We start from the raw sequence: 26501 nt of genomic DNA, 5'->3' as shown, positions 1-26501 counted from the left end.
GCTGCAACGGTAGCGGTTTAACAGTTCACTCATAGCAAGGAGTAAATACCATGAACGAAGAGAGCACGTGCCCGGTAACGGGCAAGTCCGGCAGAACCACTCCCCGAGGCGCATCGAACCGTGATTGGTGGCCGAACCAGCTGAACCTGGGCCTTCTTCACCAGCATTCCCCCAAGTCCGACCCGATGGGTCCCGGCTTCAACTACGCCGAGGAATTCAAGAGGCTCGATCTCGCCTCCCTGAAGAAAGACCTGCACGCACTGATGACCGACTCGCAGGACTGGTGGCCTGCGGACTGGGGCCACTACGGCGGGCTCTTCATCCGCATGGCCTGGCACAGCGCCGGCACGTACCGCACCGGCGACGGACGCGGCGGTGGCGGCACCGGCAACCAGCGTTTTGCACCGGTCAACAGCTGGCCCGACAACGGCAACCTGGACAAGGCGCGCCGCCTGCTCTGGCCGATCAAGAAGAAATACGGCAACAAGATCTCCTGGGCCGACCTGATGATCCTGACAGGCAACGTGGCCCTGGAGTCCATGGGCTTCAAGACCTTCGGCTTCGGCGGCGGCCGCGTGGACATCTGGGCGCCCGAGGAAGACATCTACTGGGGCTCCGAAGCCGAGTGGCTGGCCGACAAGCGGTACAGCGGCGACCGCGAGCTGGAGAACCCGCTGGCTGCCGTGCAGATGGGCCTGATCTATGTGAACCCCGAAGGCCCCAACGGCAACCCCGACCCCGTGGCATCGGGCCGCGATGTGCGCGAGACCTTCGGCCGCATGGGCATGAACGACGAGGAGACGGTCGCGCTCGTCGCCGGCGGCCACACCTTCGGCAAGGCGCATGGTGCAGGCGACCCGAAACTGGTCGGCCCCGAACCTGAGTCCGCCCCGCTGGAGGAAATGGGCCTTGGCTGGAAATGCAGCTTCGGTACGGGCAAAGGCTGCGACACGATCACCAGCGGTATCGAAGGCGCATGGAAACCCAACCCCACAAAATGGGACATGGGCTACTTCGCTATGCTGTTCGGCTACGAATGGGAGCTGACCAAGAGTCCGGCCGGCGCTCATCAATGGCTGGCAAAGGACGTGAAGCCGGAACATATGATCCCGGATGCCCACGACCCCTCGAAAAAGCACCGGCCCATGATGACCACGGCCGACCTGTCGCTGCGCTTCGACCCGATCTACGAGCCCATCGCGCGCCGCTTCCATAAAGACCCGCAGGCCTTTGCCGACGCGTTCGCCCGCGCCTGGTTCAAGCTGACCCACCGTGACATGGGGCCCAAGGCCCGCTACCTCGGCCCTGAAGTCCCGGCTGAAGACCTGGTCTGGCAGGACCCGCTTCCCGCTGTCGATCACCCCCTGATCGATACCGGGGACATTGCCGACCTCAAGGCCACGGTTCTGGCCTCGGGCCTGTCGGTGGCGGAGCTCGTTTCCACTGCCTGGGCTTCGGCGTCCACGTTCCGCGGCTCGGACAAGCGCGGCGGCGCAAACGGCGCGCGCATTCGCCTGGCACCGCAGAAGGATTGGGAGGTCAATCAGCCTGCCCAACTGGCGAAGGTGCTCAAGACCCTGGAGGGCATCCAGAATGCTTTCAACGGCGCACAGTCCGGCGGCAAGAAGGTCTCCCTGGCGGACCTCATCGTGCTGGCCGGCTGCGCAGCGGTCGAAGCGGCGGCCAAGGCTGCCGGTCACACGGTGGAGGTAACCTTCACCCCTGGTCGCACCGACGCCTCGCAAGACCAGACCGACGTGAAATCGTTCGCCGTGCTGAAGCCCGAGGCCGACGGTTTCCGCAATTACCAGAAGAAGGCATTCACCATGTCGGCCGAAGACATGCTGGTGGACAAGGCGCACCTCCTGACCCTGGGCGCGCCCGAGATGACTGTGCTGGTGGGCGGTCTGCGCGTGCTGGGCGCCAACACAGGCCAGTCGCAGCATGGCGTGTTCACGAAGCGGCCCGGGACGCTGACCAATGACTTCTTCGTCAACCTGCTCGACATGGGCACTGTGTGGAAGCCCACGTCCGATGCCAGGGACATCTTCGAAGGGCGCGACCGCACGACAGGCGAGCTCAAGTGGACCGCCACCCGGGTCGACCTGGTTTTCGGCTCCAACTCGCAGCTGCGCGCCCTGGCAGAGGTCTATGCCCAGGACGATGCGAAGGAAAAGTTCGTGCGCGACTTCGTCGCAGCCTGGAACAAAGTTATGGACCTCGACCGCTTCGACCTGATGGCGGCATGAGTGGCTTTACGAGCAGCGCCTCTATAATTGGGCAATGCAAGAGCCGAGCGCTTTTGAGGGAAAGCAGCTCTTTTACGGATAGTGCAAAAACCGGACAGGCAACATCGGCTGACCCTAAGGCAGACCCCAAGAACGTGAAGCGGGGGAGGAGATGAGATGTCTCCTCCCCCGCTTTCGTATCGATGAGCAATCTGTTGCCTAGTGGGCGTGCTCCTTTTCTGCCTCCTCGTAGCCGGTGAACATGGCTTTTATGTGCGCGAGCGGGGTATGCCCGAGGGTCGCCAGGTAGACGTGGACGAAGATGAAGGCGGTGAAGAAGAGGAAGAGGAATACATGCACCGAATCGACCAGTCTCAGCCCGCCGGCGAGGCTGATCCACTTCTCGAACCGCTTCACGTCCCAGAGGAGGACGCCGGTAACGACCTGCAGGGGGATGAGGAGCACCATGATCGCGAGATAGAGCGTCTTCTGCATGGCGTTGAACTTGTTGTCGGGCGTCGGGTGGTGCGGGTTCTCGTCGCCGACGAATATCCCGTAGCCGTAGTACCGCGCCTGCACGACCATCTCCTTGACGAGCTTCACCAGGTTCAGCGTCGGCAGGTAGATCCTGATCTTGCCGGTGGCGAGATAGTAGGCGAACCATATGACGAGATTGCCGGTCAGGATGAAGCCGAAGATGTTGTGAATATCGACGGCGGTCCTGAAAGACATGAGGCTGAAGATATCCTTGTACCTGAGCTGCATGCCGGTGGCGATCAGGACGATGAAGCTCGCGGCATTGATCCAGTGCCACACCCGTACCGGAAGCGGATGGAGATCTATTCTATGCAGTGTATGACTCATGACCTGCCCTCCTTTCTGTTCTTCCTGATCGGCGCGGTAAGCGCCCTGATGGCGAGATGCGCCAGGGGGAATGTCGCACCGCCGATGACCATGAGAATGCCGACGAAGTCGAGCATTCTGAGCCGTGTGCCTCCCAGGACATAGAACTGCCCTGCGGGTATTACCGAGAAGAGAGAGCCGAGGACCTCCTGTTGGGCCTCGATGCGCACCATCTTCCCGTTGCTCTTGCCGATAGCCACGGTCACGTTCCTGAAGAACGGGGAGTCGGCGTTGTGGCACTGTTCGCACTCTTTCACCGCTTTGCCCTTCAGGGCGAGGTCATGGGCCTTCGTACCGCCCGTGACCGCCATGGCGCCGCGGAAGGACACCCTCATCGTCGAGCTCTTGTCGTTGATGAGGTTCACGATATTCTGCAGGCCCCGGTCGTCGATCACGGAGCTGCGCGAACTTGCCAGGGTTATGAGCTCCCGGTAGTTGCCGCCGAGGATCGCTATGAGCTGCTCCTCGGTAATGGGCTTCCCCGTATTCCTGTCGATGAGGGTCAGAGAGACGCCGCGATCCGCCTCGGGCGAATGGCAGACGGCGCAGGCTATGGAATCGAGGTGGAGCGCGGTGTTGGGGAGCCACCGTTCGTGGAGCGCCGGCGCATTGGCATGGCAGCCGAGACAGGCGTCCTTGATCGCGCTGTTCAGCGCCGTCGCCTTGATATCATGGGCGCGGTGGCATGATGAACAGAGAGGGGCGTGCTTCCCGCTGCCGCTTATCTTGGCCCTGCCGTGCACGCTCTTCGCGTATTCGGCAAAGACGTCCTCATGGCATTTCTTGCAGGGAACGCCGCTGACCGTTGCATAGGCCGCCTTGGGGGTAACGTCATGGAAGCCGTGGCAGTCGGTGCAGACCGGGGCATTGCGGTTCTGCTTCAGCATCGAGGCATGGATGCTGCCGTTTACCTGCACCAGCTTGTCGGCATGGCAGCGCTCGCAGGTCGCGGAGAGCGCGATGACGTGCTCCCGTACATGGCCGTACTTCTTTATGGGGTGCTGCTCTTTCGAAAAGCCGGCGTGGCAGTCCGCACACCGGTGGTTGCTATGCACTGAGCGCTTGAGCTGCTGCTCGCTGATCGATGTTACGGCGTTGGTCGAGGTGATGGCAAGCTCTTTCTGATGGCAGGTGAGACAGTACTGGTTGTCCGATTGGGCTTTCTTGACCGAGGCGATGTTCTTTACCGCATGCCCGCTGTGGCATTCGGTGCAGGGCGGCGCATTGGCCCGGGTCGCTGCCTGGAAGTGCATCGGCTGTTTTTTGAGCGCCTGGTCGCTGTGGCATGTTCTGCACGCAGCGGACATCTTCTCCTCGAACTCTTTTTTGCTCCGGTAGACGCTTCCCGCCGGGTGGTCCGACGCTGCAATCGACTGGTGGCAGTCAGTACACTCGAGGAAGCTGTGTGCCGATTGCGTGAGCTGCCGCGCGTCGACCTGGAGGGAGATCGTCTCCTTGCTGGCGAAGGTCTTGGTCATCCCCTCGGCTGCGTGGCATCCCATGCATACCGCCGATTTCCCCTCGAGGGTGACCGCTTCTGTCTTTGCGAGGAGTATGCCGGGCAGCATCAAGAAGCCGAGAAGGATGAAGATGAAGGGCATGAACATGATGTACAGGAGCCCCAGAAGGGGACCGAAGATGAGCGCGCCCAATGAACCGTACCGCAGGACGCCTGCTGCGCCGCTATTTTTTCTGAGTCTTGGCCCGATCCCTGGAATGACTGCCCCTGCCGCTCCGGCTCGTGGACCGATGAGCAGGGGGCCGGCCGCGTTCTGTACCGTGCTCTGGATCGACATAGTGTTTCCTCCGTTACGACGATAGTTCTCTTGATCGTGCGGGGATAGTTCACGAGGTGAGCTCCCCGTCGCCCTCACTGCTTTGCTCTCAGCGCTTCCTGGTTACTGCTTCTCTTCCGGGCGATCCTTCTTCTTTTTGCCGCCGAGATACGCCTCTCCCGGCCTCCAGCCGAAGGATATGCCCCTGCCGACCGTTTCAGCGGCCCTGCCGAATGACTTCTGCCCCAGCATCTTCGCCATCATGGCGAGGCCGATGAAGGGAAGCATCGCCGCATAGAGCAGCCCGAAGAGAGGCCCGAGGACGAGAATGCCTATCGGCGAAAGCTTGTAGTAGGCAGTCCCGCTGTCTCCCGGGAGCACGTCGTGGTTGACGATCCGGATCCGCTTCCCTGTCGAGAAATTCCAGTAGGTACCTCTCTTTACTCTTTCTCCTCCACTGTACCTGAACATTGTCTGTACCCCCTTTCTTCTGTTTTCTTGATTCTAGAATATCGCAAAGCAGCGGCACATACAATTGGAAGGATTTCCTATTTTCTATCGGAAAAATGTCCTAACCGCCCTGCAAACGGGGAGGAGAGGCAGGGGCATCTCCCGTCAAGAGGATGGCCAGGGGGAGGTCGACCGCCGGATCCTTAATGCAAAGCTGAGCTATATCAAGTGCTTGCAATGTGCAGTTGCGGTCACGGCGGTCATGCCTTGACAGAACAGCCGCAGCGGCTTAATGTACTTCTATGCTCATCCCGTATAAAGATGATATGCCTTTCAGGAAGGTCCCGGCAGTAACGCTCCTCATTATCGCCGTCAATCTCTATGTCTTTATTCATATTTCACTGCTCGCTCAGGGAGGGAAGGGCCTTTTCATACAGTATGGCGCTGTTCCCTACAAGCTCCTCCACCAGGTAGCGGAGCAGCCCTTCGGTGTGCTGGCGACCGTCGCCACCTCTCTTTTTCTCCATAGCGGATTTCTCCATCTCCTGGTCAATATGTTTTATCTCTGGCTCTTCAGCCATCGTATCGAGCATGAGCTCGGGCCGCTGCGCTTCCTGCTCTTCTATTTTTTCTGCGGCCTCTGCGCCGACTATATTTATGCATTCACTGCACCGAATTCCTTAAGGCCGCTGGTCGGAGCGAGCGGCGCGGTGTCGGGCGTCATCGGCGCCTACATACTGCTCTTCCCCCAGGCGAAAGTGCATTCGCTCCTCTTCCTGGTGGTGTATATCAAGAAGCTCTCGATCCCGGCCTTCCTGATCATCGGCGCCTGGGCGTCCTTCCAGTTCTACGGGGGGCTCGTGAGCCTGCTGCTCATAAAGAACAATAATACCGCCTGGTTCGCCCATCTCGGCGGATTCCTCGTCGGGCTCTCCACTATCAGGCTCTGGATGCCGGAGAGGGAGCATCCCGATAATGATGATTGATGAGCAGGGCCAGCGCATGGAAAGGAGAGGTTCAGAGGCGAGTCATTTGCGCTCATTCTCGGTCGATGCGACCTCCGAGGCGGGGCAGCCGCTCCAAATGACCCGCCTCTGAACCTCTCCTCTTTTGGTGCACTTGTTCCGCCACCACGATTTCCCATTTTTGCCCTTAATTGTATATACTAGTAAGAAATTGTAATTGAAAGGAGATTTTATTATATGAAGGTTATTCTCAAGGAAGACGTTAAAGACCTGGGCAATATCGGGGAAATGGTGACGGTGAAGGACGGCTATGCGCGCAACTTTCTGCTGCCCCGCGGGCTCGCGGTAGAGGCGAATCCGAAGAACGTACGGGCCTTCGAGCACGAGAAGCGCCAGGTGCAGGAGCTGATAAAGAAGAAAAAGGCCGGCGCAGAAGAGTTTGCCGCCAGGCTTTCGGCGACGGCGGTTACGATTGCGGCCAAGGCGGGTGAGGAGGAGAAGCTCTTCGGAGCGGTGACCGCCATGGATATTGCCGGGGCGCTCAAGAAGGAGGGCATCGAAGTAGACCGGAAGAAGATCCTTCTCGATGAGCCGATCAAGAGGCTCGGCAGCTATACGGTGAATGTCAAGCTCCACCCCGAGGTGACGGTGCCGTTGCATGTCCAGGTCGTGGGCGAGTAGGGAGCTCACCGGAGCGCTATTCTCTGCCTTTTTCGTCGTCGTACGGGAGGAGTGGTGAAAGAGACCGACGTCAATATTGATAAACTGCCTCCGCAGAATATCGAGGCGGAGCAGTCGGTGCTCGGCGCCGTTCTCTTCGACAACGAGGCGTTGACGAAGGCGCTCGAGCTGCTGTCGCCCGACGACTTCTATAAAGAGACGCATCGGCGCCTCTTCCGGTCGATGATCGACCTCTTCGACAAGAACGAGCCGATCGATATCATAACGCTCACCGACCTCCTGAAGCGGAACGGCGAGCTCGACGGCGTGGGCGGCATCGCCTATCTTTCCCTGCTCGCCAACAGTATTCCCACCTCGGCGAATGTACGCTACCATGCGAAGATCGTCAGGGAAAAGGCCCTGCTCAGGGCATTGATACAGACCGCGACCCAGATCACCGCCAAGGTCTACGAGGACAGCCTCGATGCGGATGAGATGGTGGATCATGCGGAGCACATGATCTTCGAAATAGCGGAGAAGCGGACCAAGACCTCCTTTGCGACCATGGACAGCGTGATCAAGGATTCGATAAGGATCATCGAACAGCTCTATGACAAGAAGGAGGCGATCACCGGCGTGCCGACGGGGTTCAAGGACCTCGATGAGATGACCTCCGGGTTCCAGCCCGGCGACCTCATCATCATCGGCGGGAGGCCGGGCATGGGCAAGACCGCCTTCGCCCTCAATATCGCCCAGCATGTCGGGGTCGAGCTGAAGGAGCCGGTGGCGATCTTCAGCCTCGAAATGTCGAAGGAGCAGCTCGCCATGAGGATGCTCTGCTCCGAGGGTATGGTCGATTCCTCGCGGGTGAGGAAGGGCTTCCTGAGCAGGGAGGACTGGCCGAAGCTGACGAGCGCCGCAGGCCGGCTCGCCGAGGCGCCCCTCTTCATCGACGACTCTTCGGCCATCTCCGTGCTCGAAGTTCGTGCCAAGTGCCGGCGGCTCAAAAAGGAGCACCGCGGCCTCAGCCTGGTGGTGGTCGACTACCTGCAGCTCATGCGGAGCAGGGGAAATTTCGAGCGGCGGGAGCAGGAGATCTCCGAGATGTCGCGCTCGCTGAAGGCGCTGGCGAAAGAGCTGCGCGTTCCGGTGATCGCCCTGAGCCAGCTCAACCGCGCGGTGGAGCAGCGGAGCGAGCGGAAGCCCACCCTGGCGGACCTGAGGGAATCGGGCGCCATCGAGCAGGACGCGGACGTGATTATCTTCCTCTACCGGGACGAGGTGTACAACAAGGCCACGCAGAAGAAGGGGATCGCCGAAGTGATCATCGCAAAGCAGCGGAACGGGCCCACCGGCACGGTGAATGTGTCGTTCCTGTCCCATATGACGCGGTTCACCGATCTCTCGACCATAGGCTACGAGGCGGAGGAGGAGGTCTTCTGATGAGGCGGCCCCCGGCGGTCGCAGGACAGTTTTATAACGGTTCGGCATCCCGCCTGAGGAGCCAGGTCGAGCAGTACCTGGTGAAGGGGGCGGCCAAGGAGAAGGTGATCGGCCTCGTGTCGCCCCATGCGGGGCTCATGTATTCGGGGCACGTGGCCGGCGCGGTCTACTCGTCCCTCCAGGTCCCCCGCACCTTTGTCCTCGTCGGTCCCAACCACACCGGGCTCGGCGCGCCGCTCTCGATCATGACCTCGGGCGAGTGGGAGATCCCGACCGCGACCATCGCCATCGACGAGCCCCTCGCCCTGGCTGTTCAAAGAAGAGTTCCCGGCATGACGGACGATGCCCGGGCGCAGCTCTTCGAGCACTCTCTCGAGGTGCAGCTGCCCTTCATCGCCTCGCTCTCACCGGAAGCGGAAATCGTGCCTATTACGATGGGGACCGCTTCCCTCGAGGAGTGCCGCACGGTCGGAACGGCCCTCGCGGAATCGGTCAGGGAGGCCGGGTATGAAGTGGTCATCGCAGCGAGCTCGGATATGAGCCATTATCTTCCGGACAGTACGGCGAGAAGCGTCGATATGCTCGCCATACGGGAGATCCTGGCGCTCGATCCCGAGGGCCTGTACAGGACCGTGGTGCAGGAGCGCATTTCGATGTGCGGGTTCATTCCCGCTACGGTCATGCTCTACGCTGCACGTTTGCTGGGCGCCCGTGAGGCGCGGCTTGTGAAGTACACGACCTCGGGCGACGTGAGCGGCGATTACGAGCAGGTCGTCGGCTACGCAGGAGTCATCGTAGTATGAAAAGAGCCGGAAAGGGCTCCGGCGAGGAGGTTGCCACCGCTGTCATCCTCGCGGGGGGAGCGAACAAGAGGTTCCCCACGCTCAAGGGGTTTATCAAAATAGGGGAGACGACGATCCTCGAGCGGAACCTCGCCCTGCTGCGCACGCTCTTCCCCGAGGTCATGGTCAGCGCCAACACCCCCGAGCTCTATTTTCGCTTGGGCGCACCGCTTGTCGGCGATGTGCTGCCCTCGAGGGGGCCGATGGCCGGGATACATGCCGCGCTGCTCAACGCGAAGGGCGACGCGGTCTTTGCGGTCGCCTGCGATATGCCCTTCATCGCTCCCGCGCTGATAACCGCTCTCGTGGAACGCCACCGGAAGGCGACGCAGCAGGAGCCGGTCGATGCAACCGTCCCCCGCTGCAAGGGCGCGCTCCAGCCGCTCTTCGGCATCTATTCCAAGGAAGTCCTTCCCGTGCTCGAAGAGCATATCGTGAGCGACCGCTGCTCGCTGAAGCCTTTCCTCGATGAGGTGAGGACCTGCATCATCGATGAAGCGGCGATACAGGCACTGGATAGTGAGGGCAGGTCATTTGTTAATATAAATACGGTCGAGGACTACCGGGCCGTGCTGGGCCCGGGCGCACCGGAGAGGAACGCGGCGCTGCCGCAGGGTGCGCGTGAGGGTCCTCACCGACTCTAAGGAGGATACTGTATGTTGGGTCTTGGAATGCAGGAACTGATTATTATACTGGTGATCGTGCTGGTGCTCTTCGGAGCGAAGCGCCTGCCGGAGCTCGCCAGCGGCATGGGCAAGGCGATAAAGAACTTCAAGAAGGCGACCAGCGAGCCTGACGAAATCGATGTTACCCCCCAGCAAAAGAATGTGTCCGAGAAGAAAGAGGAGACTGCCGAAGGAAAGGACAGCAAGCAGTAAGCGCCGGGCAGCATCAGCAAGACAGGGGGGGCGAGCCCTGTGCTGCTTGCCCGCTACTGCTTACGTGCTCTATGAACAGGGGAACCGTTGCTGAAATAGATCTCGACGCCCTCTCGGGCAATCTCGCCACCATAAAGCGGCTCACCCATAACCGGCCCGTTATCGCGGTCGTCAAGGCAGACGCCTATGGGCATGGCGCTCTCGAGATTTCCCGCCGCCTCTCCCGCGACGGCGTTGCCGCTCTCGCCGTCGCCTTTACCGGAGAGGCGAAGATGCTGCGGGAGGCGGGCGTCACCGGGCCCCTCCTGGTCCTGTTCGACCCGGATGTCGACGATATTCTGCGGTACGATCTCACTCCCGTTATAGCGGACAGGAGGACGGCGGAGCTCCTCGCGCGGGAGGCGGAGCGGCGCAGCCGGACCATCGGCGTCCATATAAAGCTCGATACCGGCATGGGAAGGCTGGGCCTTTCCGGGAGCGGTGCGGTCGGGGAGATCCTCGCTATCGCCGGCCTGCGAGGGATCGTTATCGAGGGAATGATGAGCCATTTTTCGGAAGCGGACCTGGCCGATGTCTCGTTCGCGACGATGCAGATCGAGCGGTTCAACAGGGTGCGCAGCGAGCTTTCCGGGAAGGGAGTAGCGGTGAGGATCGCGCATATGGCGAACAGCGCGGCGGTAATGACCCTTCCCGAAGCGCACCTCCACGCAGTGCGTCCCGGCATCATGCTGTACGGCTATTCGTCGATCGAGTCTCCCGCGGCTCCCGATGCCGCGCTGTCCCCCGTCATGACGGTGAAGGCGAGGATCGTCGCGCTCAGGCGCCTGCCGGCAGGCACGCCGGTGAGCTACGGCCGGACTTTTGTCACCAGGCGGGAGAGCCTTATCGGCGTCATCTCGGCAGGGTATGCGGACGGTTTCAGCCGGCGCTGTTCGAACAACGCCGACGTGCTGGTGCGCGGACGGAGGGTACCTGTCGCAGGCCGCGTCTGCATGGACCTCACGATGGTCGACCTTACCGACCTCCCGGACATCGATGAGCGGGATGAGGCCGTGATCATCGGCAGGCAGGGAGACGAAACGATCGACGCCGCGGAAGTCGCCCGTCGTATCGGCACGATTCCTTACGAAATTCTCCTCTCCCTTGGAAGCAGGGCGAAAAGAGTTTATAATACTTCTACCTAGAACGAGAAAGGAGGTGAGAGGCTATGCGGTTTCCCTTTATGCGGCAGATAGCGTGGTATCTCGTAGGTGCGATGTTCATCATAGGGATCGCCCCGCGGGCGGAGGCGGGCTTTACTCCTTCCGAGATCATCGCCCTTTCGCATGCGGACAGGACGGCTGATATCGAGAAGATACGGCAGGTCCTCGAGACGAAGATGGTCAGGGAGCGCCTGGAGCAGCTGGGGCTTACCCAGGACGAGATCAACAGCCGCCTCGCACAGCTCAGCGATCAGCAGGTGCATGAGCTCGCGCTGCAGCTCGATGAGCTGCAGGTAGGCGGCGACGGTCTGGGGGTGGTCATCGCACTCCTGGTGATCGCGATACTGGTCGTCATACTGCTTCAGCTCACCGGGCATAAAATTATCATCAAGTAGCTTTCTTATCTGTTTTTTCGTGCCGGGCAGGGAGGCGCCTCCCTGCCTTTCATTTTGCGGCACTTTTACCCTTGCATATATCATAATTCTTTATATAATATCTCTTGAAGGCTCATTTCCTGCAGGCTTCGGAGGGGAGAGGTGAAGAGAGGGATTTTCCTTGCATTTGCAGCATATGCCTTGTCGCTCCTGTCGCCGCATGCCGCCTGTCCCGCTCCGTCCAAGAGCCTCCTCGAGAAGGGGATCGCCGAGTACCATGCCGAGAATTACGATGAAGCGCTGGAGCTCTTCAAAAAGGTCCTGCGGCGCGACCCGTCGTCGGCACAGGCCCTGCTCTACCTGGGAGCGACGTATAAGCAGATGGGCCAGTACCGGGATGCCGCCGGGGTCTACCGCGCCGCGGCAGCGCTCGATCCGCCTGTCAGGGACGCTTACCCGGAGCTGATCGAGACGCTGTATATGCTCAACCAGCTCGATGAGGCAAAGCAGTGGCTGGCGAGAGCGGAAAAGGCAGGCCCTGTCTCCGGCCGCGTTGCGTATTTCAAAGGGCTGATCCTTGCGAAGGAGGGGAAGAGCGCTGAGGCGATCGCCTCTTTTGAGAGGGCGAAGGCTCTCGATGGAGCGCTTGTCCAGATCGGCGACTACCAGATCGCCGTACTCCACGCGACTGAGCGCAGATGGAGCGAGGCGAAGAAGAGGCTCCGGGCGGTGATCGCCGTCGACCCTGCCACCGCTGCCGCCTCGTATGCCAGGGAATACGAGGCAGCCCTCTCCAGAAGCCTGGCAGCCTATAAACCGTGGCAGCTCAGCATCAGCGCGGCATACCAGTATGACGATAACGTTGTCCTCGAGCCGTCGGCGTTTATCTCGCCGAACTACCAGGAGTCGGTCCGGAGGGGAGGAGGGACCGGCGACAGCGCCCTGGTCAACTCGGTCAAGATAGCGTATGAGCCCTTGCTCGAAGGCGCCTGGTCCCTCTCCGCTCACTACGGCCTCGACAGCACCGTCTACCGCGAGATCAACGAGCTCACTTATCTCTCGCAGTCGATCTTCCTGACGCCGGGATACGCCTTCGAGCGCGGGGCCGTCTCTCTCTCCGCCGGTTATTATTACTCCTGGCTGCATGAGCGCGAGTACATGGGTGTCCTCTCGCTGCTGCCGACCGTGAGCGTGATCGTCGCGCCCCGTCATATCGTCCAGTTCGGATTCGGCTACTCGAAGAGAGACCTGCGCCCGCAGACGGCTCCCGATGATAACAGGGACGCCGATCTGTATACCGTCTCGTTGGGGTACCTCTACCAGTTCGCGAAAGAGCGCGGTCTCGCCAGCCTCCGCTACGAGTATGCCGTCGAAGATGCGGAGGGAAACAACTGGGAGAATCTCGGCAACAGGATCGGCGTCAGCATGCTCCTGCCGCTCGCCGAAAAGGTGAGCGTCACGACGGCCGGAGAGGTGCTCTGGCAAGACTACCGGAATATCGACAGCGCCACCCTGTCGGGAGCCGAAGGCTTCCCCGGCACACCGACCAAGCGGAAAGACAGGATATATTCTGGCTCCGCAGGAGTGGATTGGAAACCCTCCAAGGGGCTTACCGTGCGGGTGCAGTATTCCTATACCAGGGACGACTCCAACTTTACGATTTATGATTTCGAACGGAACCAGTATACGGCAGGGCTCGAATATGTCTTCTAAAGGAGCGGCGCAACGGGTGTGACTACGCTTATCGACTACCTCAAAAGGGTCCCCCTCTTCAGTCATCTCGGCGAGGCGCACCTGGCAAGGGTCGCCTCCCGATGCAGGCGAAGCGCCTGCAAGAGGGGCGGAGTGCTTTTTTATAAGACCGATACGGGCACGGAGCTTTATGTGGTCCTTTCCGGGAGGCTGAAGGCGGTACTCATTGACGAGGACGGCGACGAGATGGTGCTTGCGCATTTCGAGAGGGGCGCCTTTTTCGGCGAGCTGAATCTCCTCGACGGCAAGGGGCGTTCCGCCACGGTCGTCGCCGACGAGACCGCCGAGCTCGCGGTGCTCGGCCGCGATGCCTTCCTCGAGATGCTCGCAGAGGATCCGAAGATCGCCGTCGCCCTCATGGGTACCCTTGCAGGCCGCCTGAGGAGGGCGAACGAGACGATCGAAGCCCTCGCCTTCCTCGAAGTGAGTGAACGGCTCGTACGGGTCTTTCTCGAGGAAGAGAGCGGAGAGGCCGGCGCCGGCGAGCCGTTCATCAAGAGGAACAAGCTCACGCACAAGGAGCTCGCCTCGCTGGTCGGGGCATCCCGGGAGGCGGTCTCGAAGGGGATGAAGGTGCTGGTCACCAAGGGGATAGTGAAGGAGGGAGCCGACCATCTCCTGGTCGCCCGGAATGCCCTGGAGCTCCTGAAATCTCCTGTCCGCGGATACTGATGCCGGTGTTCCGGCCCCGTGAATTTTACCTTTACTTCCCCGTAAAAGAGCGTATAAATAAAATGAGATAACGAAAAGAGCGCGGCTGGATTCCCGGGCTCTTTTCGTGGGAGCGTATCATGCGGCAGAGAGTGAGCCATAAAGGAGCGGTGATGTTCCTCCTGCCATGGGGCCGGGTGCTCATGGCAGCGCTCTCCCTGCTGCTGCTCAGTGCGCCTGCCGCTGCCGCGAAAGCGGTCGGAACCGTCACCGTTACGGAAGGGAAGGTCGAAGTCCTCAGGGCGGGGAAGCTCCCGGCGCGGCCGGTGAAACCCGGCGATCCCCTCTATGTCGGCGACCTCATCAGGACAAAGAGCGGCGCTCGGGCCGTGATCGTCTTCGGTGACGGCAACAGGCTCAACGTGGCCCAGCGTACGCGGCTCGCTATCCGTGAATACGTATCCGCTAAGGGCGTGATCACGCTGCCGGTCGGCACGGTCGAGGCGGTCGTCAGAAAGAGGAGCTCTCCGGCAGCGGCCGCCGCCAAAGGGCGAAACCGCTTCGAGATAAACACCCCGAATGCCATCGCCGGGGTGCGGGGGACCGACTTCTTCGTCTCCCATAGCGGCGGTACAACGAGCGTCGTGGTCAAGGAGGGCAGTGTATATACGTATAACCTCTCACTGCCCCGGGAGCATGTTGCAGTTACGGCGGGCTCTATGACCGTGGTCGAGGCGGAGCGGCCTCCCCAGCAGCCGCGGCATGTTGAGCGGAGCGAAATGGACCGGTATGAAAGAGAGGTGAAGCCGGAGCGTGCAAAGAGCGGAACGCCGCACCCGGCGCTGCAGCGGACATCCTCGCAGGGCAAGGCGAGCGTCTCGAAGCAGCCCTCCGCCGTGAAGTCGCGCCTGTCGCATACCAAATCAGCGGCAAAGTCCTCGATGAAGCAGTCAGGGGCAATGAAGGTGAAGACGCAGCCCGAGAGCGTTCGTACGAGCAAGGTGTCTGCTCCGACGGCATCGGCAAGGGCAGCTGCAAAAGGCGGCCCTCCGGCAAAGGGAACGGTTCACCCCCCAGGCGGACAGCGTACGGCGAGGCCCGATAAGACGACTCCTTCAGTCAAGGCAACCCAGGCGCCTGCCGGCCGGCTCGGCATGTCTCAACAGAGACCGGGCAGAACGATGCCCCTATCCGCAGTGAATCCCTCTGTCGCAGGACCTGCAGCTCCTGCGGGATTGGCGGCGGCGCCCAGGGCCGCAGGACCGTCTGCACCGACCCCGTCACCGGCTCTGCCGGCGCCTCGATTCAATCCCCCTTCGCCCCGGCACGGACCGCCAAAGACCGTCGCACCTCCCAACGGCAGGATCCCGACCGCACCGGCAGAAACCATCGGCACTAACAGAAAGCCGAAAAAACCCACGTAAGAGGATCGCAGGCAGGCTCCTTCTCCGGAAGAGCGGACAATGGTATAATCTTACTACCGTGTCTGCTCTTCTCGATTTTGTGGCGCTCAACGGAATGATAATCATTTATGATCAAGAGGCATAGTTACTACCGCATCCCGGGATTCTTTTGGGGAGTGCTGCTCGCGCTTTTGTGCTCTTGCACAGTGGCGCCCGTCCACACCGATTCGCCGGTCGGCATGCAGGCCGATTCGCGGCCGGTAGTGATCGAAGAGGTGCCGTTCTACGCCCAGGAGATCTACCAGTGCGGGCCCGCATCCATGGCAGGGGTGCTGAACTACTGGGACATCGCGGTCACTCCCGAAGAGATAGCCCGGGATATCTACAGCCCCTCGGCGCGGGGGACGCTTACGCTCGACATGGTTCTCTACGCGCAGAGAAAGGGCCTTGCGGCAAAGCACTATTCGGGAGGCTGGGACGACCTGCGGCAGAAGGTAGCTGCGCAGCAGCCGCTTGTCGTTCTCGTCGACAACGGCATGCTCTTCTACCAGCTGCACCACTTCATGGTCGTCGTCGGCTACACGGGCAGCCAGGTGATCGTGAATTCCGGCGGTACGGAGCGCATGCGGCTCGATAGAGAGAAGTTTCTCGCCTCGTGGGAGAAGACGAAGTTCTGGACCCTCTGGGTGCATGGCAACGCAGAGGCCGGGCATGGCGCGCCGGGGGCGGAGGGCAGATGAGGGGGGATGGAGAGGGGAGCGCTCGCCTGCGGTTCAGGCTGCCGTTTCCGCGATTTGTCCCCTTGCTGCTCTGCCTTTTCGTGCTGTCGGGCTGCTCGCTTCCGCGGTTCATTATCCTCGATGACCCCCTGACCCCTGAAGAGCACATCAATCTCGGCGTTGCCTACGAGCGGAGCGGCAAGCTCGAGAACGCGATAAAGGAGTACGAGCTGGCATCGAAGAGGATGCCCGTCGCCTACCTCTATCTCGGCAATGCCTATCAGCAGCTGAACCGGCCCCGGGAGGCGGAGAAGTACTACCGGAAGAGTATCAAGAAGGCGCCGGCAGCCGCCGACGCCTACAACAACCTTGCCTGGCTCTTCTATACCGGGCGGGATCGCCTCCACGAGGCCGAGGCGCTGGCGCTGAAGGCGGTCGAGCTCGACCCGGCCCGTGAGGATTATCGCGACACCCTGAATAAAATAAGAGAACTCAGGGCGAAAAATGGGCTATAATAAAGGCCGTAATTCGTAACCCGCCGTGTTCACGTGTTATCCGTGACGATTTCAAAGAGGAGGAATTTCGCGATGGTTGCTGAGAGAGCCCGGAGAATCAAACCGTCACCCACCCTTGCCATGGACGCCAAGGCCAAGGCGATGAAGGCCGAGGGCGTCGATGTCGTCAATTTCGGCGTGGGGGAGCCCGACTTCGACACGCCCGAGCATGTGAAAGAGGCTGCGGTCAAAGCGCTCAGGGACGGCTTTACGAAATATACGCCGGTGGGCGGTATCGATGAGCTGAAAGAGGCGGTCGTGGGTAAATTCAGGGCCGACAACGGTCTTGAATATGCGAAGGACGAGGTGCTCGTCTCGTGCGGGGCGAAGCACAGCCTCTACAATAGTGCGCAGGCGCTCTTCAATCCCGGTGACGAGGTGATCATCCCGTCCCCCTACTGGGTCTCCTACCCGGACCAGGCCCTGTTGAACGATGCGATCCCGGTCTTCGTCACTACATACGAGAAGGACAGCTTCATGATGAAACCGGAGGCGCTCGAAGCAGCGATAACGAAGAAGACCAAGGCACTGGTGCTCAATTCCCCTTCGAACCCGACGGGCTGGGCGTATGATAAGAAGACCCTCGAGGCGGTCGCCGAAATAGTCCTGAAGCACGACATGTATCTGATCTCGGACGAAATTTACGAGAAGCTCGTCTACGACGGGGCACGGCATGTCAGCATCGCCTCGCTCGGCAAGGAGATCAAGAGCAGGACCATCGTGGTGAACGGGCTCTCCAAGTCGCATGCCATGACGGGCTGGCGTATCGGGTATGCGGCAGGACCCAAGGACCTCATCAAGGCGATGACCAACATCCAGAGCCAGTCCACCTCGAATCCGACCTCGATCGCCCAGAAAGCGGCCGTGGCCGCTCTCACCGGGCCGCAGGAGTTTATCGAAACGATGAGGACCGAGTTCGACAAGAGGAGGAAGTTCCTCGTCGATGCCTTGAATGCGGTCCCGGGCGTCTGCTGCCTCAAGCCGAACGGCGCCTTTTATGCCTTCCCCAATGTCTCCGCGTTCTACGGCAGAAAGGCCGGCGCACGGCAGATCAACTCCTCCCTGGACATGGCGCTCTACCTGCTCGAAGAGGCGAAGGTAGCGCTGGTGCATGGAGAGGCCTTCGGCGACGACCAGTATATCAGGATCTCCTATGCCACCTCGATGCAGAACATCGAGAAGGGGCTCGGCCGTATAAAAGGAGCGCTGGGCGCATTGCAATAAATCACCGGTCGCACTATGAGATTCGGAGCTCGCCCTTGACGGTGTTTCGCAGCGGATATGTCTCTCTGACCGGCCGGCCCAATGTCGGTAAGTCCACCCTCCTGAACACGATTCTCGGGCAGAAGGTCGCCATTGTCACGCCCAAGCCGCAGACCACGAGGAACAGGATCGTCGGGATAAAGAACCTGCCCGAGGCGCAGATCGTCCTCGTCGATACCCCGGGGATACACAAGCCGAAGCACCGGCTCGGCGAGCTGATCGTGAGGGAGGCCCGGAATGCCATCAGGGAGGTGGATCTGATCCTTTTCATGGTCGAGCCCGAGCCGCCGGGGGGCGGGGACCGGTTCATCATCGAGATGCTCAAGGAGGCGGACAGGCCGGTATTCCTTCTGATCAATAAGGTCGATATCGTCGGCAAGCCCCGGCTCCTCCCGGTCATCCAGGCGTACAGTACGTTGTTCCCCTTCAAGGAGATCATCCCTCTCTCTGCTCTGACCGGCGAGGGAGTCGACGACCTTCTCAAGGCCATCGTGAAGTACCTCCCCGAGGGGCCGAAGTACTATCCCGACGATCTGGTGACGGACCAGCTCGAACGGGCGATCGTTGCCGAGATCATCAGGGAAAAGGTGATGGAGCAGACCGAAGAGGAGGTGCCCTTCGCCGTCGCCACCGAGGTGCTGCAGTGGGAGGAGCGGGAGGACGGTGTTATCCTCATCACGGCGAATATTTATGTTGAAAGAAAAGGGCAAAAGGGTATAATAATAGGAAAAGAGGGCGCCAAGCTCAAGGAGATAGGTACGCGCGCACGGCACGATATCGAGGCACTGCTCGGCGCCAGGGTCTTTCTCGAGCTGTGGGTGAAGGTGAAGAAGGACTGGCGCAGTAATAATCGCATGTTAGGCGAACTGGGGTTCAGATAAATGTTCATACAGATGAAAGTAGAGGGTCTCCTCTTCGACCCGAGGAGCGGCATGTATATCCTGCTGCTGCAGCAGGTCGACGGCAACGAGACGCTGCCGATCTGGATCGGCAAGCCCGAGGCGGATGCCATTGCGCTCGCCCTCGGCAAGGTCATCACTCCCCGACCGCTCACCCATGATCTCATAAAGAACGTGTTCGACGGATTGGGCGTCAAGGTAACGAAGATCGTTATCACCGAGATCGTCGACAACACCTACTATGCGCTGATTCACGCGGGCGACGGGAAGAGAGAGGTGACCATAGATTCGCGGCCGTCCGATGCGGTGGCCGTTGCGCTCAGGGTGCAGGCCCCCATCTTCGTGGAAGAGAGCGTCCTCGAGGTGCGGAGAGCCGATGAGCTCGAAGAGTGGCTCAAGAACCTGAGGCCCGAAGATTTCGGCAATATCATGTAGCGCTCCCCCGTTGTGGCCGGCGGCGCGCCTCATGCCGCATGCGGTCCGGTCCTCATTCTCCGCTCCGTGCTTCGATGCCTCTGGCGCCTCGCTGGTGAGCATGCCTCGCGCCCGTCACTGCCCCGCTGCCGCCCCTTACCGCCTATCGCCGGACCGCCGCCCTGTCCGCCGCCGTGCTGCAGGTTGCTTTTCGGGCGGCTCTTGGTTATTATCAATACGGCGGGGAGCACTGCGAAGGGAATGAGAGCGGTCCTATGCTGAAGAGAACGCGAGGCATTGTCCTTAAGAGCACGGTCTTCGGAGAGGCCGACCTCATCGTCGCCTACCTGACTTTCGACTACGGCCTCATGAGCGTCTTTGCGAAGAGCCCGCGGAAAGTGAAGAGCAGGTTCGGGAGCAGCCTCGAGCCGCTCACCTATTCACGGATATCTTTCTTCGGAAAAGAGGAGAGCACGCTTCCCCGCCTGACCCAGTCGGATATCGTGAGGCCTTTTCAGTCGCTCAGGGAGGACATGACGTGCCTCCTGAACGTTTCGGAGATGCTGGAGCTGACGCTCACCCTGCTGCCCGAAAGAGAGCCGAACCAGGAGTTCTTTCACCTCCTCCTGACGATGCTGGCGAAGCTCGAATCGAACCGCAGCAGCCGTCTCTACCACCTCTTTTACAAGATGCAGCTCCTGCACCGGGCGGGCTATGCGCCGCGGCTCGACGCCTGCGGCAGGTGCGGAAGACCGGCAGCAGGCCGCCAGCCGGCAGCACCCGCAGCGCGCCAGTACCATTTTTATGTCTCCCACGGCTCGCTGCTCTGTCCCCGCTGCAGCGATGCTGCCGGCGCATCGATCCGGCTCACCGGCGGAGCGGCACGCTTCTACCAGAGCCTTCTCAAGTGGAATCCGGCCGCTATCGACCGGGTCTCCCCCCCGCCGTCGTTCATCACCGAGATAACCGAGATCGTCGACGCCCATATCAGGTATACGCTCGGTTCGCTCAAGTGCACCCGCATGAAGTTCCCCCTCTCGGAGAGCGCTCCCTCCGTTCCCGTACAGCAGGCCTCCTGAGAGGCCCCCAGCAGCGCAGCGCCTTGCACGCTTGACATCGGGATAGAAAAGAGTAAACTTAAAAGGTAAATACCCGGCGCACTGATGCATCAGTGCCCGGCGTGCCCGTCTACCAGGGCTCCTCATGCTCCGGCCCGTACGGTATCCGTGTATTCCCGTGCAAAGTACGTCTTGACATAAGAGGATGAATTACTTTATATATTCAACTTACCTTTGTTCAGGAAGGCAGGTGCGGCACATGGATCGATGGGATCCTTTTCGTGACATACTCTGGCTGCGGGCCCGCGGCAACCGGCTCTTCGAAGAAACGTTCCCGCAGCCCGGCGAGCAGGCATCCGCCCTCTGGGTGCCGGCGATCGATATCTGCGAGACGCCGGGGGAATTCGTCGTCATGGCCGAGCTTCCCGAGGTGAGCGAGTCGGACATCGCGCTTACCGTTGAAGACAATACGCTCAGGATCAGCGGCAAGCGGAGGTCCCGGAGGGAGGGAAGGAGCTACTACCAGATGGAGCGCCAGAGCGGCGTCTTCTCCCGCTCCTTCATTCTCCCCGCAATCATTAACAAAAACAATATAAAAGCGACCCTTAAAGATGGTATACTGAATGTCGTTCTTCCCAAGAAGGCTGAGGCCATGCCGAAGCAGATCGAGATAACATAGCAAGGAGACAGGGACGGTTATGGGCAGGATACGTATTGCGGTTGCGGGAGTCGGCAATTGTGCGAGCTCCCTGATACAGGGGATAGCATATTATTCATCGCTGGCAGAAGGGAGCCCCGACCTGTCGCTCGGTCTCATGCATCACAACCTGGGGGGCTATCTCCCGGGTGACATAGAGGTGGTGGCGGCATTCGATGTCGATGTGCGCAAGGTGAACAGGCCGCTCCGCGAGGCGTTGATCGCAAAGCCGAACTGCACGACGCTTTTCTACCCGGAGCTGCCCGATTATGCCGTAACCGTACGGATGGGCGAGGTGCTCGACGGCGTGGCGCCGCATATGGTCGATTACCCCGACGACCGGCGGTTCATCGTCGCCGATGAAAAGCCCTGCGATATCGCCACGGTACTGAAAGACAGCGGCGCCGATATGCTGCTCAATTACCTGCCCGTCGGCTCGGAGCAGGCGACGCGCTACTACGCCCAGGCTTGTCTCGATGCAGGAGTGGCGTTCGTGAACTGCATCCCCGTTTTCGTCGCGTCCGACGATGCGTGGGTACGGCGCTTCGAGGAGAGGGGGATCCCGCTGGTCGGGGACGACATCAAGGCCCAGGTAGGGGCTACCATAGTCCACCGGGCGCTCACCAAGCTGTTCATGGACCGGGGAGTGAAGATACGGCACACGTACCAGCTGAATGTCGGCGGCAATACCGACTTTCTCAATATGATGAACCACAGCAGGCTCAAGTCGAAAAAGATATCGAAGACCGAGGCCGTTCAATCCCAGATCACCCACCGGGTTTCGACCGAGGATATCCATATCGGGCCGTCCGACTATGTCCCCTGGATGAACGACAACAAGGTCTGTTTCCTGAGAATCGAGGGAGCGGGGTTCGGCAACGTGCCCATGCATCTCGAATTGCGGCTCTCTGTCGAGGACTCGCCCAACAGCGCCGGCGTGGTCATCGACGCCATCCGGTGCTGCAAGATCGCCCGTGACAGAAACGTCGGCGGCGCGCTCCTCGCTCCCTCCGCGTACTTTATGAAGCACCCCAGGGTCCAGTTCTCCGATGAGGAGGCGAGGAGCATGGTGGAGGCCTTTATTGCAGGGCAGAGGGAACGGTAACAGGAAGCGGTAAGGGGAAGCGGCGACGGTGATCGGTGCGAAGCTCGGACATTTTCTCGACAGGCCTCTTGCACCCCTGGCAAAGAGAATCTCTGTCAGCCCGAATGCGCTGAGCATACTCGGCTTCCTGATTACGGCCGTTGCGGCCCTCCTCATCCCGTTCGATATCCGGCTCGGGGGGCTTCTCATCCTCCTCGGGGGCTTCTTCGACATGCTCGACGGCATCGTCGCCCGGACCAACGGGAAGAAGACGGTCTACGGGGCCTTTCTCGATTCGACCCTCGACCGCTATTCCGACGCGCTGCTCTTCCTCGCCGTGGCGTGGTACTTTTTCGATCGCGGTCACCCGACCGGGATGCTGCTCACCGGCGGCGCGCTCGCGGGAGCCCTGCTCATCAGTTATGTCAGGGCACGGGCCGAGGCGCTGGGCATCGATTGTCAGGTAGGGCTCATGGAACGGCCGGAACGGATCGTCCTGCTCGCAGCCGGCTGCATCCTCGGAGGGTTGCTGTATCTCATGATTCTTCTCTTCCTGCTCAGCCATATCACCGTGATTCAACGTATCGCCTATGTCTACCGCCGCTCCCGGCAGAGCTCCTCATAGTCGCTCTCTTCCTCTCTCAGCGTCGGCGGTAATCTTTTATCGATTTCCTCCGAAAATAAATGAACGGCGGGCGTATTCCCCGCGGTCCTGCCGCCGGGAGGGTCAGCAGATATATGCTCCCGGGCAGAGGGGGGACGGAAGGAGCATCAGCATATGCAAAAAATCCCTATCACCCTAGCGCAACCCCGCATGGTTATTGCATCGACCGTCCGTGACAATAACGGCGATATCATATTCATGAGGGGAGTCGAGCTGACGGAGCGGCATATCGCCATGCTCGATAACAGGAACATCAAGGAGATCGTCGTCGAGGGAGAACCGGTCCAGCAGGAGAAGGCGAAGGACGAATCGCTCTCCAAGGAGATCGACCGGAGATTCGGCACCGCCGGTCCGCACCCCGCCGTGCTCAAGATCCGCTCGATCGTAAAGGAGCTCCTCGCATGACGCCCGCTGAAGCACCCATAAAGGAGCGGCTTTTCAAGGTCAAGGACCTCCCTACGATCCCGACGACCCACGGCCAGATCCTGAAGCTCATTGCCGACGTGAACTATTCGGTCGATGAAGTGAGCAGGCTTATCGAGCGCGACCAGGTGCTCTCGACCAAGGTGCTGAAGCTCGTCAACTCACCCTTTTACGGGCTCTACAGCGAGGTGGCGGCAGTGCGCCGGGCGGTGATCCTCCTCGGGGCAAACCTCATCAGGGGCATCGTCCTGAGCACGTCGCTGTTCGACCTCGCCGAGGAAAAGCTTCCGGGCCTCTGGGATCATTCCTACTGCTGCTCGCTCGTCTCGGGCTTCCTGGCGAAGCGGTTCAATCTCATCACCATCGAAGAGATCATGACCGGCGCGCTGCTCCACGATATCGGGAAGATCCTTATCAAGAAGCAGCTCCCTGCCGAATCCCGCTCGATCGAGGAGACGGTGAGGACCTCCGGGATCACGGCGCTCGAGGCCGAGAAAAAGGTCATCACCTTCGGCCATGACTATGTGGGGTTATGGCTGGCCGAGACCTGGAACTTCCCGAAGATCATCCAGGATACCATCTCGTATCACCACCGGCCGAGCCTCTGCGCCGCCCATTTCAAGGAGGTGATGATCGTCCATCTTTCCGACGTGGTGGTGAAGGGAGTCGGCGTGGTCTCTTCCGGCGATCCGTTCGTCCCCCTCTTCGACGGCGCGGGCTGGGATAAGCTGGGGCTTCCGGAGGGCGATCTCGTCGATCTGATCGTCGAGGTGGTGGATATCATTCAGGGAGACCCCTTGCTGTCGCGCTATCTCGGGAGGGGAGCGCTATAATATTGCCTGAAGAATAAATGTGATATACTTATGATAAGCTTGTGGAAAACGGCGGTGAGAGGGAGGGTGAATGGAGAGCAATTCATGGCTGATCATATTAAGCGTGGGCGTGTTTATCCTGGTGCTCGGCATCGTGGTCGCTATCGGCTTCCTCGTGTATGCGATCATGGAGATACGGCGGTTGGCCATGACGGTTAATGAGTTCGTAAAGACCACGGAGGAGCGGCTCACTCCGGTGCTCCTCGAGACGGAACTGTCGCTCCGGAGCGTGCGGAAGATCACCGATGACGTCGGCGTCGTGACCGACAATGTGCGTGACCTCTCGGACGCGATGAAAGAGGTGTCGCTGAACGTGAGGGCGCTGAGCACCGTCGTCGGGAATGTGGGCGAAGGGGTGTCGCTGCGCGCTGCCGGGGTTAAAGCGGGCGTCAGGACCGCGTTGGGCGTTTTGATAAATCAGATCAGAGAAAGGAGGTCGGACTATGAGAGATGAAGAAGGGTTCAGCGCCGGATCGGTACTGCTTTCCTTCCTGCTGGGAGGAATGGTGGGCGCCGGTCTCGCACTGCTCCTCGCACCGCAGTCGGGAGAGGAGACGAGGAAGAAGATAAAGGAGTTTGCCGATGACGTCAAGGAAAAGGCCGAGGACTACATGACCCACGCAAAAGAGGGCGTCACCTCGACCGTAGAGCGGAGCAAACACTATATCGATGAGAAGAAGTCGGTCATCACCGCTGCCGTCGAGGCGGGTAAAGAGGCGTATCAGCGGGAGACGGGCAAGCAGCAATCATAAGCATTCTTAGGATTCGCCCTGTTACCGGTAAGGCCTCCGGAATGCCCGGAGGCCTTACCGCGTTTTGCCGCCTCAGACCCGGCAGGGGAGGCGCGCTCTTCGCCGTGAGCGGATTCCCGCCCTCGGCACCGCGGTACGGTTCAGGGAGAAACGAGGGCACTGCATGGAGAGAGAACGGAACGATTCGGATAGAGCGTGCATGCGCCTCGCCCTGGAGCAGGCGGAGCTCGCCTTTGCCAAGGGCGAGGTGCCGGTCGGCGCGGTCGTCGCTCTCGGGGGCGAGATCGTCGCCGCGGCCCACAACCTGCGGGAGACCACCTTCGACCCCACCGCGCATGCCGAGACTCTCGCCCTCCGGGCCGCTGCTCTCGAACTGCGGAGCTGGCGGCTGTCCGATGCCGCCCTTTATGTCACCAAAGAGCCCTGCATCATGTGCTCGGGCGTGATGCTCAATGCCCGCCTGGGCAGGCTCGTTTACGGCTGCAGCGACCCTAAGGGAGGCGCGGTCAGGAGTCTCTACCACCTCCTCTCCGACCCGAGACTCAATCACCGGGCAGAGGTCGTGTCAGGGGTGCTCGAAGAAGAGAGCGCAGCGCTTCTGAGGCGCTTTTTCAAGGGGCTGCGGGAGCAGGGGAAAGAATCGATCAAGGAGGTCACCGCAGCGGTCATCGAGAAGGACGGCCGTATCCTGATCGCCCGGAGAAAGGAGGGCATGCAGTGCGGCGGCAAATGGGAGTTTCCGGGCGGCAAGGTCGAGCCCGGCGAAACGCCCGAAGCGTGTCTCCGGCGCGAGCTCAGGGAGGAGTTCGGCATCGAGGCGGGGATCGACGGTTTCATCGCCGCGAGCGAGTTCGACTACGGCACGATCCATATACGCCTTTTGGCGTATCGGGCGCACTATTGTTCCGGGGAATTCTCTCTCACCGATCATGCCGAGGTGAAGTGGGTTGCGAGGTCCGAGCTGCTGCAGCACGACTTTGCCGATGCCGATATCCCCATTGTGAAGAAGCTCGTCGAGAGCGATGAGACCGGAGGCCGGCCTTCAATCCCGGGCAGCTGGTGTGTGGTATAATTCCTAGATGAAAGGATGAACCCTATTATCCAGAAAGAGGAGCGTGTACAATGAAAAGTCTCTCAGCAGCAGTAGCGGTGATGGCAGCGCTGGCGATCTTGTTCGTGGGGACCGCAGGGAGCCTCGGGGCTCAGGAGGGCGCATCGCTCTCCGGCAAGGTCGTCGAGACCATGGACAGCGGCGGGTACTCCTATGCCCTCATCGAGAAGGGCGGAAAGAAGACCTGGGTAGCGGTGCCGCAGACGAAGATAACGAAGGGCAAAACCGTTACGTTCCAGCCGGGAATGGAGATGGTTAACTTCGAGAGCAAGACCCTCAAAAAGAAGTTCGACAAGATATACTTCTCAGGAGGCATCGTCAAATAGCGCAGCCCGGCCGCGGCTATCGAGTACTGCCGAAGGGCCCCGCAGGGGCCCTTTCTTTCGGCGCTCCGGCAGTGCCGTGCGATTCCTTCCACGGCACGTCTCCTCTCGTTTCCTCAATTTTTTCCTGCTTCCGTCGATA

At 60.5% G+C, this 26501-nt stretch carries 30 protein-coding genes; 27 read left to right on the top strand and 3 right to left on the bottom strand.

Annotated elements, in window-relative coordinates:
* Positions 1–50 precede the first annotated feature (50 nt).
* On the top strand, positions 51–2249 hold the full coding sequence (katG, locus tag AB1805_09715; GenBank protein MEW5745696.1) for a catalase/peroxidase HPI: 2199 nt from the start codon (positions 51–53) through the stop codon (positions 2247–2249).
* A 198-nt stretch (positions 2250–2447) separates the two neighbouring features.
* Here the strand turns inward: katG and AB1805_09710 are convergent, their stop codons facing one another.
* From AB1805_09710 to AB1805_09700, 3 genes are all read right to left on the bottom strand, one after another.
* Entirely contained in the window at positions 2448–3092 is a 645-nt protein-coding gene (locus AB1805_09710) for a cytochrome b/b6 domain-containing protein (protein ID MEW5745695.1), read from the bottom strand.
* Entirely contained in the window at positions 3089–4927 is a 1839-nt protein-coding gene (locus AB1805_09705) for a multiheme c-type cytochrome (GenBank protein MEW5745694.1), read from the bottom strand. Before AB1805_09705 ends, AB1805_09710 begins: the two co-directional genes overlap by 4 nt.
* A gap of 102 nt (positions 4928–5029) precedes the next feature.
* Positions 5030–5377 carry a hypothetical protein gene (locus tag AB1805_09700; protein MEW5745693.1) on the bottom strand — a complete coding sequence of 116 codons (348 nt, stop codon included), beginning with the start codon at positions 5375–5377 and terminating at the stop codon, positions 5030–5032.
* A gap of 305 nt (positions 5378–5682) precedes the next feature.
* On the opposite strand from AB1805_09700, the gene AB1805_09695 reads away from it, so the two are divergent.
* The 26 genes from AB1805_09695 to AB1805_09570 all read left to right on the top strand — a co-directional run bounded on the left by AB1805_09695 (position 5683) and on the right by AB1805_09570 (position 26362).
* Complete coding sequence (locus AB1805_09695; GenBank protein ID MEW5745692.1) at positions 5683–6342, top strand: rhomboid family intramembrane serine protease; 660 nt, start codon at positions 5683–5685, stop codon at positions 6340–6342.
* A 216-nt stretch (positions 6343–6558) separates the two neighbouring features.
* Positions 6559–7002 carry a 50S ribosomal protein L9 gene (gene rplI, locus AB1805_09690; GenBank protein MEW5745691.1) on the top strand — a complete coding sequence of 148 codons (444 nt, stop codon included), beginning with the start codon at positions 6559–6561 and terminating at the stop codon, positions 7000–7002.
* Between the two features lie 54 nt (positions 7003–7056).
* Entirely contained in the window at positions 7057–8424 is a 1368-nt protein-coding gene (dnaB, locus tag AB1805_09685; GenBank protein MEW5745690.1) for a replicative DNA helicase, read from the top strand.
* On the top strand, positions 8424–9227 hold the full coding sequence (gene amrB, locus AB1805_09680) for an AmmeMemoRadiSam system protein B (GenBank protein ID MEW5745689.1): 804 nt from the start codon (positions 8424–8426) through the stop codon (positions 9225–9227). Before dnaB ends, amrB begins: the two co-directional genes overlap by 1 nt.
* Complete coding sequence (locus AB1805_09675; GenBank protein ID MEW5745688.1) at positions 9224–9910, top strand: molybdenum cofactor guanylyltransferase; 687 nt, start codon at positions 9224–9226, stop codon at positions 9908–9910. The genes amrB and AB1805_09675 overlap by 4 nt, the downstream gene beginning before the upstream one ends.
* Positions 9911–9922: 12 nt before the next feature.
* Entirely contained in the window at positions 9923–10144 is a 222-nt protein-coding gene (locus AB1805_09670; protein ID MEW5745687.1) for a twin-arginine translocase TatA/TatE family subunit, read from the top strand.
* Between the two features lie 71 nt (positions 10145–10215).
* Positions 10216–11328, top strand: a complete 1113-nt coding sequence (gene alr / locus AB1805_09665; GenBank protein MEW5745686.1) for an alanine racemase — start codon at positions 10216–10218, stop codon at positions 11326–11328.
* A 23-nt stretch (positions 11329–11351) separates the two neighbouring features.
* The gene (locus tag AB1805_09660) at positions 11352–11741 is read left to right on the top strand and encodes a PA2779 family protein (protein MEW5745685.1); all 390 of its coding nucleotides are present in this window, start codon (positions 11352–11354) and stop codon (positions 11739–11741) included.
* 141 nt (positions 11742–11882) lie between these two features.
* On the top strand, positions 11883–13433 hold the full coding sequence (locus tag AB1805_09655) for a tetratricopeptide repeat protein (GenBank protein MEW5745684.1): 1551 nt from the start codon (positions 11883–11885) through the stop codon (positions 13431–13433).
* A gap of 18 nt (positions 13434–13451) precedes the next feature.
* Positions 13452–14144, top strand: a complete 693-nt coding sequence (locus tag AB1805_09650) for a Crp/Fnr family transcriptional regulator (protein MEW5745683.1) — start codon at positions 13452–13454, stop codon at positions 14142–14144.
* Between the two features lie 119 nt (positions 14145–14263).
* Positions 14264–15547 (top strand): FecR domain-containing protein, encoded by a 1284-nt coding sequence (locus AB1805_09645; GenBank protein ID MEW5745682.1) that lies wholly within the window; start codon positions 14264–14266, stop codon positions 15545–15547.
* Between the two features lie 107 nt (positions 15548–15654).
* Positions 15655–16266, top strand: a complete 612-nt coding sequence (locus tag AB1805_09640) for a C39 family peptidase (protein MEW5745681.1) — start codon at positions 15655–15657, stop codon at positions 16264–16266.
* Entirely contained in the window at positions 16263–16760 is a 498-nt protein-coding gene (locus AB1805_09635) for a tetratricopeptide repeat protein (GenBank protein MEW5745680.1), read from the top strand. Before AB1805_09640 ends, AB1805_09635 begins: the two co-directional genes overlap by 4 nt.
* 72 nt (positions 16761–16832) lie before the next feature.
* Positions 16833–18023 (top strand): pyridoxal phosphate-dependent aminotransferase, encoded by a 1191-nt coding sequence (locus AB1805_09630; protein ID MEW5745679.1) that lies wholly within the window; start codon positions 16833–16835, stop codon positions 18021–18023.
* Positions 18024–18058: 35 nt separating this feature from the next.
* Positions 18059–18943 carry a GTPase Era gene (gene era, locus AB1805_09625; protein ID MEW5745678.1) on the top strand — a complete coding sequence of 295 codons (885 nt, stop codon included), beginning with the start codon at positions 18059–18061 and terminating at the stop codon, positions 18941–18943.
* Positions 18944–19396, top strand: a complete 453-nt coding sequence (locus AB1805_09620; protein ID MEW5745677.1) for a bifunctional nuclease family protein — start codon at positions 18944–18946, stop codon at positions 19394–19396. It abuts the gene before it with no gap.
* Positions 19397–19650: 254 nt separating this feature from the next.
* Positions 19651–20454 carry a DNA repair protein RecO gene (recO, locus tag AB1805_09615; GenBank protein MEW5745676.1) on the top strand — a complete coding sequence of 268 codons (804 nt, stop codon included), beginning with the start codon at positions 19651–19653 and terminating at the stop codon, positions 20452–20454.
* Between the two features lie 238 nt (positions 20455–20692).
* Complete coding sequence (locus AB1805_09610; GenBank protein ID MEW5745675.1) at positions 20693–21112, top strand: Hsp20/alpha crystallin family protein; 420 nt, start codon at positions 20693–20695, stop codon at positions 21110–21112.
* A gap of 19 nt (positions 21113–21131) precedes the next feature.
* Positions 21132–22235: an inositol-3-phosphate synthase gene (locus tag AB1805_09605; GenBank protein MEW5745674.1), complete on the top strand. Its 1104-nt coding sequence runs from the start codon at positions 21132–21134 to the stop codon at positions 22233–22235.
* Positions 22236–22263: 28 nt separating this feature from the next.
* Positions 22264–22839, top strand: a complete 576-nt coding sequence (locus AB1805_09600; GenBank protein MEW5745673.1) for a CDP-alcohol phosphatidyltransferase family protein — start codon at positions 22264–22266, stop codon at positions 22837–22839.
* Between the two features lie 153 nt (positions 22840–22992).
* On the top strand, positions 22993–23283 hold the full coding sequence (locus tag AB1805_09595; protein MEW5745672.1) for a hypothetical protein: 291 nt from the start codon (positions 22993–22995) through the stop codon (positions 23281–23283).
* Entirely contained in the window at positions 23280–24134 is an 855-nt protein-coding gene (locus AB1805_09590; protein ID MEW5745671.1) for an HDOD domain-containing protein, read from the top strand. Before AB1805_09595 ends, AB1805_09590 begins: the two co-directional genes overlap by 4 nt.
* A 70-nt stretch (positions 24135–24204) precedes the next feature.
* Positions 24205–24627 (top strand): DUF948 domain-containing protein, encoded by a 423-nt coding sequence (locus AB1805_09585; GenBank protein ID MEW5745670.1) that lies wholly within the window; start codon positions 24205–24207, stop codon positions 24625–24627.
* Positions 24617–24925: a YtxH domain-containing protein gene (locus tag AB1805_09580; GenBank protein ID MEW5745669.1), complete on the top strand. Its 309-nt coding sequence runs from the start codon at positions 24617–24619 to the stop codon at positions 24923–24925. Before AB1805_09585 ends, AB1805_09580 begins: the two co-directional genes overlap by 11 nt.
* Before the next feature lie 163 nt (positions 24926–25088).
* Entirely contained in the window at positions 25089–25997 is a 909-nt protein-coding gene (tadA, locus tag AB1805_09575) for a tRNA adenosine(34) deaminase TadA (protein ID MEW5745668.1), read from the top strand.
* A 50-nt stretch (positions 25998–26047) separates the two neighbouring features.
* Positions 26048–26362 carry a hypothetical protein gene (locus AB1805_09570; protein MEW5745667.1) on the top strand — a complete coding sequence of 105 codons (315 nt, stop codon included), beginning with the start codon at positions 26048–26050 and terminating at the stop codon, positions 26360–26362.
* The last annotated feature ends 139 nt before the right edge of the window (positions 26363–26501 follow it).

This window comes from Nitrospirota bacterium (assembly GCA_040752355.1).
GTDB lineage: Bacteria > Nitrospirota > Thermodesulfovibrionia > Thermodesulfovibrionales > Dissulfurispiraceae > JBFMCP01.
This window is presented reverse-complemented; position numbering and strand designations above follow the sequence as displayed.